13 protein-coding genes are annotated in these 16046 nt (G+C 68.4%); 7 read left to right on the top strand and 6 right to left on the bottom strand.

What is annotated here, in order from left to right; translation table 11 throughout:
* The 4 genes from Q0Z44_RS16490 to Q0Z44_RS16475 all read right to left on the bottom strand — a co-directional run.
* Positions 1-763 (bottom strand): class 1 fructose-bisphosphatase (locus Q0Z44_RS16490; RefSeq protein ID WP_298014786.1); only part of this gene is annotated, 763 nt, incomplete at its 3' end.
* A 36-nt stretch (positions 764-799) separates the two neighbouring features.
* Entirely contained in the window at positions 800-3472 is a 2673-nt protein-coding gene (gene pepN, locus Q0Z44_RS16485; protein ID WP_298014783.1) for an aminopeptidase N, read from the bottom strand.
* A gap of 50 nt (positions 3473-3522) precedes the next feature.
* Positions 3523-4627 (bottom strand): peptide chain release factor 2 gene (gene prfB / locus Q0Z44_RS16480; RefSeq protein ID WP_109037073.1). Its coding sequence is split into 2 segments (ribosomal slippage): positions 3523-4545 and positions 4547-4627, totalling 1104 coding nucleotides; the frame shifts between segments, so codons are not numbered across the junction.
* A 146-nt stretch (positions 4628-4773) separates the two neighbouring features.
* Positions 4774-5703, bottom strand: coding sequence for an alpha/beta hydrolase (locus Q0Z44_RS16475; RefSeq protein WP_298014778.1), 930 nt, complete (start codon positions 5701-5703; stop codon positions 4774-4776).
* A 185-nt stretch (positions 5704-5888) separates the two neighbouring features.
* Between Q0Z44_RS16475 and Q0Z44_RS16470 the strand changes: the two genes are divergently transcribed.
* From Q0Z44_RS16470 to Q0Z44_RS16450, 5 genes are all read left to right on the top strand, one after another.
* Positions 5889-9119 carry an EAL domain-containing protein gene (locus Q0Z44_RS16470; RefSeq protein ID WP_298014775.1) on the top strand — a complete coding sequence of 1077 codons (3231 nt, stop codon included), beginning with the start codon at positions 5889-5891 and terminating at the stop codon, positions 9117-9119.
* A 73-nt stretch (positions 9120-9192) separates the two neighbouring features.
* A complete protein-coding gene (locus tag Q0Z44_RS16465) occupies positions 9193-10032 on the top strand; it encodes a thioesterase family protein (protein ID WP_298014772.1) in 840 nt (279 codons plus the stop codon).
* Positions 10025-10630: a chromate transporter gene (locus Q0Z44_RS16460; protein ID WP_298014769.1), complete on the top strand. Its 606-nt coding sequence runs from the start codon at positions 10025-10027 to the stop codon at positions 10628-10630. Before Q0Z44_RS16465 ends, Q0Z44_RS16460 begins: the two co-directional genes overlap by 8 nt.
* A 68-nt stretch (positions 10631-10698) precedes the next feature.
* Complete coding sequence (locus Q0Z44_RS16455) at positions 10699-11238, top strand: chromate transporter (protein WP_298014788.1); 540 nt, start codon at positions 10699-10701, stop codon at positions 11236-11238.
* A 16-nt stretch (positions 11239-11254) separates the two neighbouring features.
* On the top strand, positions 11255-11542 hold the full coding sequence (locus Q0Z44_RS16450) for a GNAT family N-acetyltransferase (protein ID WP_298014766.1): 288 nt from the start codon (positions 11255-11257) through the stop codon (positions 11540-11542).
* 7 nt (positions 11543-11549) lie between these two features.
* On the opposite strand, the gene Q0Z44_RS16445 is transcribed toward Q0Z44_RS16450, so the two are convergent.
* Together Q0Z44_RS16445 and Q0Z44_RS16440 are read right to left on the bottom strand one after the other, a co-directional pair.
* The gene (locus tag Q0Z44_RS16445) at positions 11550-12893 is read right to left on the bottom strand and encodes a 3-deoxy-D-manno-octulosonic acid transferase (protein ID WP_298014764.1); all 1344 of its coding nucleotides are present in this window, start codon (positions 12891-12893) and stop codon (positions 11550-11552) included.
* 47 nt (positions 12894-12940) lie between these two features.
* On the bottom strand, positions 12941-14332 hold the full coding sequence (locus Q0Z44_RS16440) for a phosphomannomutase/phosphoglucomutase (RefSeq protein ID WP_298014761.1): 1392 nt from the start codon (positions 14330-14332) through the stop codon (positions 12941-12943).
* 191 nt (positions 14333-14523) lie between these two features.
* Here Q0Z44_RS16440 and Q0Z44_RS16435 point away from each other — a divergent pair, with 191 nt between their 5' ends.
* Both Q0Z44_RS16435 and Q0Z44_RS16430 read left to right on the top strand, forming a co-directional pair.
* A complete protein-coding gene (locus Q0Z44_RS16435) occupies positions 14524-15465 on the top strand; it encodes a DMT family transporter (protein ID WP_298014758.1) in 942 nt (313 codons plus the stop codon).
* A complete protein-coding gene (locus Q0Z44_RS16430; protein WP_298014755.1) occupies positions 15462-15941 on the top strand; it encodes a MaoC family dehydratase in 480 nt (159 codons plus the stop codon). The genes Q0Z44_RS16435 and Q0Z44_RS16430 overlap by 4 nt, the downstream gene beginning before the upstream one ends.
* Positions 15942-16046 lie beyond the last annotated feature (105 nt).

Here is a 16046-nt window from a genome sequence, read left to right as displayed (position 1 = left end):
GGGTCAGGATGCGGTGCACGTCGGCCACCATCGAGGCGATCCAGCGCATGTTGAAGTCCTTGCCGCGCACGCCTTCCTTGCCCTCCAGGCACTCGTCGATGTAGCGCTTCACCGGGGCATCCCAGTGGCGCATGTTCGACATGTTGATGGCGAACTCCTTGGTGTCCTCCGGGATCTGGACGCTCTCGGTCGTCATCACCCACGAGCCCTGCTCGCGGTCGAGCGTGAACATCACGACGCCCTGGCCCACCGTCAGCACCAGCGTGGTCTGCGGACCGTACACGCAGTAGCCGGCGCACACCTGCTCGGTGCCGGCCTGCAGGAAGCTGTCGTTGGTGACGTCGCCACCCTGGTGCTTGAGCACCGAGAAGATGGTGCCGATCGACACGTTGACGTCGATGTTGCTCGAGCCGTCCAGCGGATCGAACAGCAGCAGGTATTCGCCCTGCGGATAGCGGTTGGGCACCGCGTGCATGTCGTCCATTTCTTCGGACGCCATGCCGGCCAGGTGGCCGCCCCATTCGTTGGCCTCGATCAGCACTTCGTTGGCAATGATGTCCAGCTTCTTCTGGACTTCGCCCTGCACGTTCTCGCTGCCGGCGGTGCCGAGCACCTCACCGAGTGCGCCCTTGTTGACGCTGATGGCGATGCGCTTGCAGGCGCGCGCCACCACTTCGATGAGCAGGCGCAGCTGCGCGGGAATCTGGGCTTCACCGCGCTGCTGTTCGATCAGGTACTGCGTGAGGCTGATGCGTTTGGTCATGGGATGGGTGGATGGGGGTTGGAAACAGGGAGAGGCTCAATCCTGCAACGCGCGCGTGACGATTTCGCGCACGTCGTCGGACAGCTCGGGGCGGGCCGCCACACGGCTGATGGCCTCGCGGGCCGCCGTGCGGTAGGGCTCGGCCAGGCGGCGCCAGTGATCGAGCGCGCGGGCGAGGCGGGCCGCCAGCTGCGGGTTGATGCCGTCGATCTCGATGACGCGGTCGGCCCAGAAGACGTAGCCGGCCGCATCGGTGCGGTGGAAGGCCGCGGGGTTGCTCTGGCACAGCGCCATCAGCAGACTGCGGGCGCGGTTGGGCGTGCGCAGCGTGAAGTCCGGGTGCTGCATCAGCGCCCGGGCGCGGGCAAAGACCTTGCCGTCATGCTCGGGTGCGGTGGCCTGCAGGGTGAACCACTTGTCGATGACGAGTGCCTCACCCTTGAACTGGGCGTGGAAGCGCTCGAGCGCCGGGCCGGCCAGTTCCGCGTGGGCGTGAACCAGGGCCTGCAGTGCACCCAGCCGGTCGGTCATGTTGGTGGCGTCCTTGAAGCGCTGCAGCGCCTTGCCGGGCCAGATGGGGTTCTGGCGCAAGCTGCCATCCAGCACCAGCATGGCGAGCGCCAGATTGGCGAGCGCGCGGCGGCCGGAACTGCGGGCGTCTGGCGAGTAGGCGCCGTTGTCGTGGAATTGCTCCCAGGCCCAGACCCAGTCTTCATGCAGGGCATGGGCCAGCTGGCGCTTGAGGCTTTCGCGCACGGTGTGAATGCGCTGCGGGTCGACCACGTCGAGCTGTTCGGCCACATAGGCTTCGCTCGGCAGGGTCAGCACCAGCTCCTTGAAGGCGGCATCCAACTCGGGGTGGCGCAGCACCTCACGCATGGCGTGCAGGTAGCGCGCGTCCAGCTCGATGTGGCCGTCGCCGCGCACCGCCGCGAGGATGCGGTTGAGCGCCAGCTGCTGGCCGGCCTCCCAGCGGTTGAACGGGTCGTGGTCGTGGCTGAGCAGCGTGAACAGCGCATCGTCGCTGTGCTCGGCCTCCAGCACCACCGGCGCCGAGAAGCCGCGCAGCAGCGAGGGCACGGGCTCGACCGGCACGTGCACGAAGGTGAAGGTCTGCTCGGGCTCGGACAGCACCAGCACGGTGTCGTGGCCCAGCGTGTTCAGATGGCCCTCGAGCTGCAGGTTGATCTGGCGGCCATCGCGGCCCACCAGACCCATGGCCACGGGGATCACGTAGGGCGCCTTCTCGGACTGGCCCGGCGTCGGGGCACTGCGCTGGCTCAGGGTCAGGGTGTAAATGCGGTTGTCGGCGTCGTAGCTGCCGCGGGCCGTGACGCGCGGCGTGCCGGCCTGGGCGTACCAGCGCTTGAAGGGCTCCAGGCGGTTGGCCAGCTCGCTGCCCGGGTTGGCATCGGCAATGGCCTGCGCGAAGTCATCGCACGTGACGGCCTGGCCATCGTGGCGCTCGAAGTACAGCGCCATGCCCTTGCGGAAGCCCTCGTCGCCCACCAGGGTGTGCATCATGCGCACCACCTCGGAGCCCTTTTCGTACACGGTCGCCGTATAGAAGTTGTCGATGGCCACGTAGCTGTCGGGGCGCACCGGGTGGGCCATCGGGCCCGCGTCTTCGGGGAACTGCAGCTGGCGCAGCGTGCGCACGTCCTCAATGCGCTTGACGGCCCGCGCACTGCGGCTGCCGGCCATGTCCTGGCTGAACTGCTGGTCGCGGAACACCGTGAGGCCTTCCTTCAGCGACAGCTGGAACCAGTCACGGCAGGTGACGCGGTTGCCCGTCCAGTTGTGGAAGTACTCGTGGGCGACCACGCTTTCCACGTTGCCGAAGTCGATGTCGGTGGCGGTGGCGGGGTTGGCCAGCACGAACTTCGTGTTGAAGATGTTCAGGCCCTTGTTCTCCATCGCGCCCATGTTGAAGTCGCTGACGGCGACGATCATGAAGCGCTCGAGATCCAGGCTGAGACCGAACTGGGCCTCGTCCCAGGCGATGGACGCAATCAGCGAGTTCATCGCGTGCTCGGTCTTGTCGAGGTCACCGGCGCGCACGTAGATCTGCAGCAGGTGGTCCTTGCCAGCACGCGTGCGGATGCGCTGCTCGCGGCGCACCAGGTCGGCCGCCACCAGCGCAAAGAGGTAGCAGGGCTTCGGATGCGGGTCCACCCAAACGGCAAAGTGCTTGCCACCTTCCAGCACGCCCTCTTCCACCAGGTTGCCGTTGGACAGCAGGACCGGGTACTTCAGCTTGTCGGCCTTGAGGGTGACCTTGTAGGTCGCCATCACATCCGGGCGGTCGAGGAAGTAGGTGATGCGGCGGAAGCCGAGGGCCTCGCACTGCGTGAAGAAGCCGCCGCTGCTGGTGTACAGCCCAGACAGCTGGGTGTTCTTCTCGGGCGCGCAGGTGGTGCGGATCTCGAGGTTGAACGGCTGCTGCGGCAGGTTCTCCAGCACCAGCTGGCCGCCTTCGGTGCGGAAGGACACGGGCTCGCCGTCCACCAGCACGCGCAGCAGGTTGATGTCTTCGCCGTCCAGGCGCAGCGGCGCGCCCGGCTGCTCGGCGTTCGGCTCGACGGTCATCTTGTTGATGACCAGGGTCTTGGCCGGATCCAGGTCGAACGTCAGGTCGACGGTGCGGATCCAGAAAGCCGGCGCCGCGTAGTCTTCGCGGCGGATCAGCAAGGCGGTGCCTTCACGCATGGGGGTCCTTGGTGTCAGGTCGGGCGGTGGCGGGCGGCGGCACGGGCGGGTCAGACGCCCTGCTTCAGGCTGGCCTCGATGAAGGCGTCCAGGTCACCGTCCAGCACCTTCTGGGTGGCGGAGATTTCGACGTTGGTGCGCAGGTCCTTGATCCGGCTGTTGTCCAGCACGTACGAACGGATCTGGTGGCCCCAGCCCACGTCGGTCTTGGTGTCTTCCAGCTTCTGCTGCGCTTCCATGCGCTTGCGCATTTCGTGGTCGTACAGGCGCGAACGCAGGCGACGCCAGGCCACATCACGGTTGCTGTGCTGCGAACGGCTGTCCTGGCACTGCACGACGATGCCGGTCGGCATGTGGGTCAGGCGCACGGCCGAGTCGGTCTTGTTGATGTGCTGACCGCCCGCGCCCGAGGCACGGTAGGTGTCGGTGCGCACATCGGCCGGGTTGATGTCGATTTCGATCGAATCGTCGATTTCCGGGTAGACGAAGACCGACGCGAACGAGGTGTGACGGCCGCCCGACGAGTCGAACGGCGACTTGCGCACCAGGCGGTGCACGCCGGTTTCGGTGCGCAGGTAGCCGAAGGCGTACTCGCCCTCGACCTTGATCGTTGCGCTCTTGATGCCGGCGGTGTCGCCGTCGGTGAGGTCTTCGACTGTGGCCGTGAAGCCCTTGCGCTCGCAATAGCGCAGGTACTGGCGCAGCAGCATCGAGGCCCAGTCGCAGGCCTCGGTGCCACCGGCGCCCGCCTGGATGTCGATGAAGCAGTTGCTCGGGTCGGCCGGGTTGCTGAACATCCGGCGGAACTCCAGCCCTTCCACGTCCTTCAGCAGGTTCTGCACGTCATCGTGGATGGCCTGCAGGCCGTCGTTGTCGCCCTCTTCCTTTGACATCTCGAAGAGTTCGGCGTTGTCGGCCAGATTGCCCGTCAGGTTGTTGATGACGACGACGACGTCTTCCAGGGACTTCTTTTCCTTGCCGAGGGCCTGGGCGCGCTTGGGGTCGTTCCAGACGGAAGGATCCTCCAGCTCGGCGTTCACTTCAGCGAGGCGGCGGGACTTTTCATCCCAGTCAAAGATACCTCCGAAGCTCAGCGGTGCGCTGAGTCAGGTCGGCGATCTGGGTGCCCAGGGCGTTGATGTGTTCGATGTCCATGGTCTTGCAATCTTCGGTGCGGGGCCAGGCACGGGGCCGGCCCGGGGGCATGAGGGGCCGCCGGCAGACAGCGTCGGATTCGACGCCCGGCATGCGGTCGGACTTTTCATTTTCTCACGGTACGGCGGGATTGCGACGCGCGCCCCTCACCCCAGAAACTCGGCCAGCCAGGCGGCCAGTTGCTCGGGCTGGTCGTGGTGCAGCATGTGGCCGGCATCCGGCAACACCCGGTGCGTGGCGTTCTTCAGCACGGCCACCCGCTGCAGAAAGTCGTCGCGGGTGTGGCGTCCGTTGAAGAACTGGTAGACGGCGGTCTCCGCACCCTCGACCACCAGGGTCGGCGCCGTGATCGCACGCCATGTGGCGAGCACCTCCTCCAGGCGGTAGAGGTGCGGGCCGGGTCGCTTGTGCGCCGGGTCGGCATTGATGTGCCAGCGCCCGCCTGCCTCGTGCGCCCAGTGTCCGGCCAGCCACTGCGCCCGCTCGGACGTCAGACGCGGGTTGTTCTGCCGCAAGCGGGCGGCCACGGCGGCCACGCTGTCGTAGTCCTTCAGGGCGACCGGCGCTTTCAGGCCATCCAGCCAGGCTGCCAGCCGGCGCGGCGCTTCTTCGGGCGCGGTCACCGGCAGGCCCACGCCTTCCAGGTTCACCAGCCGGCGGATGCGGCCGGGCCGTGCGCCGGCATACAGCATCACGACGTTGCCGCCCATGCTGTGCCCGATGAGGTTGCCCGGACGCCCCGGCGAAACGCGGTCCAGCAGGGCATCCAGGTCGGCGAGGTAATCAACGTAGGCGTAGTCCCCATCGGGCGCCGGGCCGCTGGCCAGATAGCTTCCCCCGAAACCGCGCCAGTCGAGCGCCAGCAAGGGGCGGGTGCCCCAGCCAGGCTGCGCGCGCAACGCATCGACCAGGAATTGATACGACGCCGCCACGTCCATCCAGCCGTGCACCATCACCGTCAGGGGCGCCGCGTCGGTGGCCTCGGCCGGATCCCCCCAGTGCAGGACCTGCAGTTGCTGCCCACGAACGGCAAGCCGCTCGGCTCGGAAAGGGTGTCGGGAAACGTGATCGGCCATGAAGGTGCAAAAACTGAAATCAGGCACACCCCCGGGTGTGGCATATGCCACGCGCGGGATTCGTCACGATGAGGGAGTTGACGCCCGTCAGGCGGGTCATCCTCACCGATGGCCATGGTTTTAACCTAAGCTGTCTCGTTTTGTGCCCGCCGCCGACGTCTTCCCTTACCGAGCGCCCCGTGAGCATGGCCCCGCCTTCCCCTCTGTCGCCCACCGCCGCCCGCCGGCCGGATACGCCCCAGGCTCCCGCCTTGGTGCGTTTCGGCCCGCTCGCGCTGGCGGTTTCCGCGCTGGCGGCCATCAGCATGGGCCTGATCGCCTGGTCGCACGAAAGCTGGGGGCGATTGCAGGAGCGCACCCACCGCGTTGACACGCTCCTGTCGACGGTGCAGTACCAGGCGCGCTCGAGCGTGCTGGAGGCCGAGCAGCGGGTGCTGGGTCTGCCCACCCTGCACAACGAGGATCCGCGCGAGGCCATTGCCATCGCGCTGCGCCAGGCCCGGGCGCTGCACGAAGACTCCCCGGCGGAGCTGCGGCCCGCGATGGCCGCTCTGGTGGCCGAACTGGAGATCACGCGCAACGCCGTCGAGGACCGCACCCGCGTGCCGCCCACGGTGGACGCGGCCGCGCTGCGCCACACGCTGGACCGGGTTGACACCGCCGTGCGCCAGGCCACCAGCCGCTGGGACGACACGCTGCGCGCCCAGACCACGGCACAGCAGCAGTTCGACCACCTCAACATCGCGCTGGTGGGCCTGGTCACGCTGCTGCTGATCAGCCTGATGCGCCGCGCAGACCGGCAGCGCGCGGCCACGGCCGACAAGCTCCACGCCCGGGACGCCCAGTTGCGCGCGTTTGCGGAGGTGCTGCCCGACCTCGCCTTCCGCATGGACGCCGACGGCACCTTCCTCGACGTCTACGGCAGCAACCTGCCCCTGCTGGGGCGGCCGCCCGAGACGATTCTGGGCAAACCGTTGTCCATCCTCTTCCCCACCGACATGCGCGGGCGCTTCATGGACGTCATCGCACAGGCCCTGAGCAGCCGCCGCACGCAGTCGCTCAATTTCTCGGTGCGCCTTCACGAAGAGGCCCGGCATTTCGACAGCCGTTGCGCCCCCGTGGCCGACACGGAAGAAGTCGTCTGGATGATCTGGGACATCACCGCCCACCGTCAGACCGAAAAACGCCTGCGCCACAAGACCCGGCTGTACGACTTCCTCAGCCACGTGAACCAGTCCGTGGTGCGCTCGTCCGACGAGCGCTCGCTGCTGGCCCGGGTGTGCCGGGTTGCCATCGAGCACGGGCAATTCAAGAAGGCCTGGGTGGTGATGCACGAGGGCGAGGGCACGCTGGATCTGCGCTGCGAAGCAGTGGCCGGCGAGGACGGTCCCGATCGCCCGCTGCTCGACTTCATCCTGCCCGCCGACCCGGCCGCCGACACCCCGCTGGACGCCGCCCTGCGCAACGGCCGGACGTACTGCAGCAGCGACCTGGGCCGCCTGACTCGCCGCCCGGCGTGGGCTGATGCGGCGATCGCATCGGGGATGCCGGGCTGCGTCACCGTCCCGCTGCGACGCGACGAGGTGCTGATCGGCCACCTCGTGCTGCTGGGGCGGCGCGTGAACGACCAGGCCGAAGACCTCCTCACCCTGTTCGACGACCTCGCGAAAGACCTGTCGTTCGCCCTGACCAACCTGCACCGCGAGGCGTTGCGCCACCATGCCGAGGAGCGCATCCGCCTGCACGCCGCGGCACTGGAGAGCACGCAGGACGGGATGATGGTGCTGTCGCAGGACCGCGTGGTGGTCTCGGTCAACCCCGCCTTCACCGCGCTGACCGGCTGGACCGAGGCCGAAGTGATCGGCCGCATGCCGGATTTCCTGCTGCCGGACGACCCCACCGTCACGCTGGACGACATCCGTGAGGGCCTGATCCAGGAGGGCAGCTGGCAGGGTGAGATGTGGTTCCAGCGCCAGAACGGCGAACTGTTCATGACCAAGCTGTCGGTCAGCGCGGTGCGCAACAAGGCCGGGCGGCCCACGCACTTCGTCGGCGTGTTCACCGACATCACGCAGCTGAAGCAGACCGAAGAGCGCCTGGCCCGCATGGCGCACTTCGACACGCTCACCGAGTTGCCCAACCGCGGCATGATCCACCAGCGGCTGGCCCACGCCCTGAGCCTGGCCCAACGCCACCACACGCTGGTGGGCGTCGTCTTCATCGACCTCGACAACTTCAAGACCGTGAACGACGGCCTCGGCCACGCCGCGGGCGACAGCCTGCTGCGCCAGGTCGCCAGCCGCCTCCAGGCCCGTGTGCGCCAGGAAGACACCCTGGGCCGATTGGGCGGCGACGAGTTCATCCTCGTGCTGGAACACCTGCGACACCCGCAGCAGGCGGCCCACGTGGCCTCGGCCATCCTTGACACGCTGCAACAGCCCTTCACCCTGGACGGCGGCGAGCAGGTCTACGTGCGTGCCTCGATCGGCATCAGCCTCTTCCCCGACGACGGCCAGGACGCGGCCGAGTTGATCCGCAATGCCGATGCGGCGATGTACGAGTCCAAGCGCCGCGGACGCAACAGCTTCAGCTTCTACACCGAGTCCTTCACCAGCGACGCCACTTCGCGCCTGCTGCTCGAGACCCGTCTGCGCCGCGCCATGGAGCAAGGCGACTTCCTGCTGCACTACCAGCCACAGATGCGCCTGAGCGACCGGCGCGTCACCGCCGTCGAGGCCCTGGTGCGGCTGCGGCCGCCGTCGGGGAGTGGCGAGTTCATGGCACCGGTCAGCCCGCACCAGTTCATTCCAGTGATGGAAGACACCGGCATGATCGTCGCGCTCAGCGAATGGGTGCTGGCCGAAGCCTGCCGCCAGGGCCGGGCCTGGCTGGACGCCGGGCTCGACTTCGGACGCATGTCGGTCAACCTGTCGCCTTCCGAGATCCGGCGCGGCGGCGTGGTCGAACGCGTGTCACGCATCCTCAATGAAACCGGCCTGCCGCCCGACCGGCTCGAGCTCGAGATCACGGAAAGCGGCCTGATGGAAACGGGCGGCAGCGCCGAGCAGTTCCTGCACATGCTGCACAGCCTGGGCGTGACGCTCACCATCGACGACTTCGGCACCGGCTACTCGTCGCTGGCCTACCTCAAGCGCTTTCCGGTGCATCAGCTCAAGATCGACCGCAGCTTCGTGCAGGACCTGCCAGGCAACGACAACGACGGCCAACTGGTCGCTACCATGATTGCCATGGCCCGCGGCCTGAAGCTGGCCGTCGTGGCCGAGGGCGTCGAGATGCCGGATCAGGAGGCCTACCTGGCCAGCCGTGGCTGCGATCTGGTCCAGGGCTACCTCTACAGCCGGCCTCTGCCCGCGCCCGCGCTGGCCGCCTGGCTCCAGGAACGCCAGCCGGCCTGAGTCGCCCCAGAAAAGCACGATCGTTCGATTCCAACCATAATGGGGCGATCCAAGCTGTCCTCGCCCCTCTGCCATGAACGACACTGTCTCCGCCCCCACCCTGCAGTCCCTGCCTGAGATGCTGGCCGCCCGCGCGCCGGCGGAGGCCCGGGTCCGCTTCCACGTTGGCGACGACTGGGGCCAGGGCCGCACCACTTTCGGCGGCCTGCTGTCGCTGCTGGCCGTGCAGGCCATGCGGGATGTGTGCGGCGCCGACTGGCCGCTGCGCGCCCTGCAGACCAGCTTTGTCGGACCGGTGGTGCCCGGCCCGGTCGACATCGAGGTGCACCTGCTGCGCCAGGGCAAGAACGTGCGCCAGGTTCAGGCCCGACTGCTGCAGGCCGATGGCAGCGGCGAAGAACAGGTGGCCGGCGTGCTGCTGGGCGTGTTCGGCACCGGCCGCGACAGCGCCCTGCCAGCCCTGAATCCCGCTCGGCCCGACGTCGCCAAGGACCCGGACGCCGCCTTGAAGCTGCCCTTCATTCCGGGCCTGACGCCCAACTTCACGCAGCACCTCGAGTTCCGCGTCGCCGAAGGCGGCCTGCCCTTCACCGGCGCCGAGAATTGGCACAGCCGCACCCACGTGCGCGTCAAGCAGCCGGGTGACGTCGATGCCGAACTCCAGGCCGTCCTCATGGCCGACGCCGGCCCCACGCCCGCGCTGCAGCGCCTGAACGGTTTTGCCCCTGCGTCGTCGGTGTCGTGGGCGCTCGAATTGCGGCCGGTGGTCCTGAGTGAGACGACCGGCTTCTGGCGCATGGACAAGGACGCCCTCGTCACCGGCGAGGGCTACGTGAACGAGCGCACCACGCTGTGGACCCCATGCGGACAACTGGCCGCGCTGGGCTACCAGGTCGTCGCCGTGTATGCCTGAGACCGCCGAGCGCCGGCCCGCCTCCCTCGGCGAGCTGTTTCTGGCCTTCACGCTGCTGGCCCTGCAAGGCTTCGGAGGCGTCATCGCCGTGGCACAGCGCGAGCTGTGTGAACGGCGCAGCTGGCTCACCGCGGACGAGTTCGTGCAGTTGCTGGCCAGTGCGCAGGTGCTGCCCGGTCCGAACGTCTGCAACCTGTCGCTGATGGTGGGCGACCGCTTCTTCGGCTGGCGCGGGGCCCTGGCGGCGCTGGGTGGCATGGTCTGCGCGCCGCTGGTTTTGATGCTGGCCCTGGCCTGGGTGCTGGGGGAGGCGGCCGCCACCGGCCCCGCACAAGGCGTCGTCCGCGGCGCACTGCACGGCATCGCCGCCGTGGCAGCGGGCCAGATCGTCGGCACCGTGCTGCGGCTGGCAGTGTCCCTGAAAGGGCATGTGCTGGGCGCGACCACAGGGGCCCTTCTGGCTCTCACCGCCTTCCTGTTGATGACCGTGCTGCGCCTGCCGCTGCTGTGGGTCCTGCTGGGCCTGGGAGGCGGTGCGTGGGCGGTCACCTATGTGATGCTGCGACGGCGCGCCCGGCCCGCGGAGGCCCGCGCATGAGCGCCACGCTGACCGCCGTCCAGGCCGTTGCGGCGTCTGCCCCGACCACAGCAGCCAGTCACCCCGCCATGCATCCCCTGATGTGGGCCCCCGACACCTGGTTGACCCTCTTCGGGCACTTTCTCGCGCTCTCGCTGATGTCCATCGGCGGGGCCATCACCCTGGTGCCCGACATGCACCGGCGTCTGGTCACCGATGGCGGCCTGATGAGCGACACCGACTTCACGGCCGCCATCGCGCTGGCCCAGGCCGCGCCCGGGCCCAACGTGCTCTTCGTGGCCCTGATGGGCTGGTACGGCGCCGGGCTGGGCGGCGCGGTCATCAGCCTGCTGGGGATCATGATCCCGTCGACCACGCTGGCCCTCGCCGCCTCACGTTGGGTGGCGCGACGTCGGCAGTGGTTGGGCGTGCAGGCCTTTCAGGCCGCCATGGTGCCCGTCACGGTGGGCCTGCTGCTTGCCACAGGCTGGTTGCTGGCCCCTGCGCCCGATGCGCCCCGCGCGCTGGCCCTCAGCGCGGGCGTGGCGCTGGCCGTCTGGCGCACCCGCGTGCCGCTGATCTGGCTGGTGGCGTTGGGCGCCGTGCTGGGCGGTCTGGGCTGGGTCTGAAACACAAGGAGCAAGCATGAGCGACACGAAACCCCTCGACATCGTCCACCGCCCTGAGATCGGCCGCTTCGAGACCACCGTGGACGGCCTGCGCTGCGAGGCGGACTACGTCCTGCAGAACGGCGTCGTCCGCATGACCCACACCGGGGTGCCGCGTGCACTGGAAGGCCGCGGCATTGCGGCGGCACTGGTGTCGCACGCGCTGGGATGGGCACGTGCGGAAGGCCACAAGGTGCAGCCCCTGTGCAGTTATGTGGTGGCCTACATGCGGCGCCACCCCGAGTGGCAGGATCTGCAGGCCTGACGCGGCGTCATCCGCGGGCCACCTGCCAGATCGCCTCGGCCATCTGACGGGCCGCACCACGGTGTGCAGCGGCAAACGCGAGCGCCCGCGCGCTCGCCTCGCCTCGCGCCTTCGGTTCGGTCAACGCCACGGCCTGCGCCACGCCAGCCGGCCAGTCCTGCACGCGCCATGCGGCGCCGGCCGCCTCGCTCAACTCGGCAGCCTGCGCAAAATTGAAGGTGGACGGGCCCATCACCACCGGGCAGCCACACGCGGCGGCCTCAATCAGATTTTGCCCACCCAGCGGCGCAAAGCTGCCACCCAGCAGGGCAACGTCGGCCGCGGCGTAGTACGCCGGCATCTCGCCCATTGAATCGCCCAGCCACACATCTGCGGCCTGCGCTTCGGCGTGCGGGCCGGATGCGGGCCAGGCACTGCGGCGCGAGAGCGTGAAGCCAGCCGCCGTCACCGCCTGCGCCACCTCGTCGAAACGCTGCGGATGGCGCGGCACGATGAACAGCCGGGGCCGCACCGTGGCGCTGTCGACCAGGCTCGCCGACATGGCCTGACGCCACGCATCCAGCAGACCACCCTCCTCGCCTTCGCGCGTGCTGGCCGCCAGCACCACGGGGCGCCGGTCGACCGCCCGCCACGCCTTGCCACGCTCGAGCAGCGCCGGGTCGGGTGCCAGGTCGAACTTGAGGTTGCCTGACACCTGCACGGCGGGCGCCCCCATGGCACGCAGCCGGGCAGCGTCATCCTGGGTCTGCGCGAGGCACAGACGCAGCGCTTGCGCAGCAGGCTGCAAGAGCGCCGCAAACCGCCGCCCCTGTCGCAGGCTTTTCTCGCTCAATCGGGCGTTGGCCAGCACCATGGGCAACCCCGCCCTGGCCGCCTCATGCTGCACGTTGGGCCACACCTCGGTTTCCATCAGCACGCCCACCGCCGGACGGTGCAATGCCAGAAAGCGGCGCACCGCGCCCGGGGTGTCGTAGGGCAACCAGGTCTGCAGGTCACCCGGCCGAAGCAGCGCTCGCCCGGCCTCACGGCCCGTGGCGGTGGTGTGGGTCAGCAGCAGCCGCATGTCGGGCCGCGCGGCGCGCAGCGCCTGAACCAGCGGCGTGGCCGCCCTCGCCTCGCCCAGCGACACGGCATGCAACCACAACACCGGCCCCGACGACGAAGCGCCGGACGCCACCTGCGCGCGGTAGGCCGCGTCGTACAGACCGAGCCGGCGTGGCCAGTCCGCGCGGTAGTCGGGCTCGTCCCGGCCGCGCAACCACACCCGCCACAGGTAGGCGGGCGTGCCAAGACGCAACAGCAGGGTGTAGGCCTGGCGGACCAGCCAGGCGCTCAAGATTCGGTCGGACAAGGGCAACGCTTTCGGGACAGCAAACCCGAAATCGTAGCCCAGGCCGCTCAGTGCGCCGCAGCGCCGACGTGCGCGTCCGGCTTGACAGCGAGGATGGCGTCCATGAACACCTTGCGGATGCGCTCCAGCGCCTCGGGCGTCTGGCCCTCGAAACGCAGCACCAGCACCGGCGTGGTGTTGGAGGCCCGGACCAGACCAAATCCGTCGTCGTAATCCGCGCGCAGGCCGTCGATCGTCGTCACCTCGCGGGCGCCTTCGAACTTTGCCGTCTCACGCAACTTCTCAACCACAGCGTGGTGCTCGCCCTCGGCGCACGGCACGTTCAGCTCGGGCGTGCTGTGGCTGGTGGGCAGCGCGTTCAGCACAGCGCTCGGGTCGGCTTCCTTGCTCAGGATCTCGAGCAGGCGGCCGGCGGTGTAGGTGGCGTCGTCAAAGCCATACCAGCGCTCGGCAAAGAAGATGTGGCCGGACATCTCGCCCGCGAACGGCGCCCCGGTTTCCTTCAGCTTGGCCTTCACCAGCGAGTGGCCCGTCTTGTACATCACGGGCTCGCCACCCGCCGCGCGGATCGCGACGGCCAACTGCTGGCTGCACTTCACGTCATAGATGATCTTGCCGCCCGGCACGCGAGACAGCACATCGCGGGCAAACAGCATGATCTGGCGGTCCGGGAAGATGTTCTGGCCGTCGCGCGTGATGAGGCCCAGCCGGTCGCCGTCACCGTCGAAGGCCAGGCCGAGGTCGGCGCCCTGCGCTTTCACGGCGGCAATCAGGTCCTGCAGGTTCTCGGGCTTGGAAGGGTCCGGGTGGTGGTTGGGGAAGTCACCATCGACCTCGGAGTACAGCTCGGTCACCTCGCAGCCCAGCGCGCGCAGGATGCCGGGAGCCGAAGCGCCCGGGATGCCGTTGCCCGAATCGACCACGATCTTCAGCGGGCGGCTCAGCTTGCAATCGCCCACGATGCGCTGGGTGTACTCCGGCAGGATGTCGAGCGCCGTGAGGCTGCCCTGTCCCTCGGCGTACTCCTCGCGCTCGATGCGCAGGCGGAGGTTCTGGATGTCGTCGCCGTAGATGGCGCGGCCGGCCAGCACCATCTTGAAGCCGTTGTAATCCTTGGGGTTGTGGCTGCCGGTGACCTGGATGCCGCTGTGGCAGCCCTCGGCACCGCGCGTGGCCGCCACGTAGTACAGCATCGGCGTGGTCACGGCCCCCAGGTCGATCACATTGATGCCGGTGGCGCGCAGGCCCTTGATCAGCGCCGCGCTCAGCGACGGGCCCGAAAGGCGGCCGTCGCGGCCCACGGCCACCGCCTTCTCGCCCAGCTTCAGGGCCTCGGTGCCAAAGGCGCGGCCCAGGTGCTCGGCCACCGCCTCGCTCAAGGTCTGCCCGACGATGCCCCGAATGTCATAGGCCTTGAAGATGGAAGCCGCAACTTGCATGGTGGTCCTTTGCTGAGATGAATGATGGTGAACTGAACTGGGGCCCATTTTAGGGACTGCCCTGTGACCACCCGGTAGGGCGCCGTCGCCATGGACCTCGGTTCCCCGCGAATCGAGGTATCCGAATCTGTCCGGATGGCCTAGCCAGCAAACGCCGTGCGCGCGGCTGCTTCACGCTAGGATCCCACCGCATGCACCTTCGTGACCATCTGGCCCTTCTTCTGCTCGCCGCGCTGTGGGGCGCCTCGTTCCTGTTTCTGCGGCAGGCCTCGCCCGTTGTCGGCCCCATCATGGTGGCCGCCGTGCGCACCCTCGGCGGGGCGCTGGTGCTGCTGCCGCTGTTGATGTGGCGGGGTGGCCTCCATGACTTCGGCAAGGTCCGTGCGCACCGCACCACCCTGCTCGGCGTGGCCCTGTTCTCCACCCTCATTCCGTTTCTGTGCCTCAGCCAGGCGGCGCGTTCGCTGCCCGCTGGCCTGATGTCCATCCTGAACGCCACGACCCCGCTGTGGGGCGCCCTCGTCGGCTGGGTGTGGACGCGGGAGCCCATGGGCACGCGCCGACTGGTCGGCCTGGCCGCCGGCTTCGCTGGCGTGATGCTGCTGTCGGCAGAGCGACTGCAAAGCGGCGAGGCCTCGCTGCTGGCGGTGGTCCTCGTGATGCTGGCGACGCTGTGCTACGCCCTGTCGGTGTACATGGTGCAGCGGCGGCTGCATGGCGTTCCATCGCTCACGGTAACGACGTCCACGCTGGCGATGTCGGGCCTGGCCTTGTGCTGGCCTGCCTGGTGGGCAGGGCTGCCCGGCGCGCCCGCTTCCACATGGTCGTCGCTGAGCCCCACAGTGTGGGGAGCCTTGCTGGGCCTCGCCGTGCTGTGCACCGGCTTCGCCTACGACCTGTTCAACCGGCTCATCGTGCGCATCGGCGCCAGCCGCGCCATCTCCGTCACCTTCCTCATCCCCATCTTCGGCATGCTGTGGGGCGCCCTGTTTCTGGGTGAGTCCATCAGCCTCAGCATGGTCCTCGGCACGGTCGTGATCCTGGCCGGCACCTTTCTTTCCAATCAGAGCGTGCCTCCAGCGGGCTCGCCCTCGTCCCCCCGCCCCCTCAGCTTCGACAAGGAGACACCATGAGCAAGCCCGTGCCCCGGTGGCACTGGGAGGACTTCACAGAAGGCCTCACCATGACGTTCGGCCCGAAAGAGGTCACTCGCGACGAGGTGATCGCGTTTGCGCGCGATTTCGACCCACAGCCCTTCCACCTCGACGAGGAAGCCGGCAAGGCCTCGCTCTTTGGTGGGCTGGCGGCCAGCGGCTGGCACACGGCCGGCATCGTGATGCGGCTGATGTGCGATGGCTTTCTGCTGGATTCGTCGAGCCTGGGATCGCCGGGCCTGGACTCGCTCAAGTGGCTGAAGCCTGTGATGGTGGGTGACCATCTGCGTGCCCGCATGACCGTGCTGGCGTCGCGCCCGATGAAGAGCCGCGCCCATGTGGGCCTGGTGCAGACACGTTGGGAAGCCTTGAACCAGCGAGACGACGTGGTGATGCTGATCGAAAGCTGGGCGATGTTCGGCCGCCGCACGCCGGCTGAAGAGACAGCAGGCTGAAGCCCAATGCAAAAAGCCCTGATGCACAGACATCAGGGCTTTGCAAAGCTTGGCGGAGTGGACGGGACTCGAACCCGCGACCCCCGGCGTGACAGGCCGGTATTC

Source organism: uncultured Aquabacterium sp., from assembly GCF_947366995.1.
Lineage (GTDB): Bacteria > Pseudomonadota > Gammaproteobacteria > Burkholderiales > Burkholderiaceae_C > Aquabacterium.
This window is presented reverse-complemented; position numbering and strand designations above follow the sequence as displayed.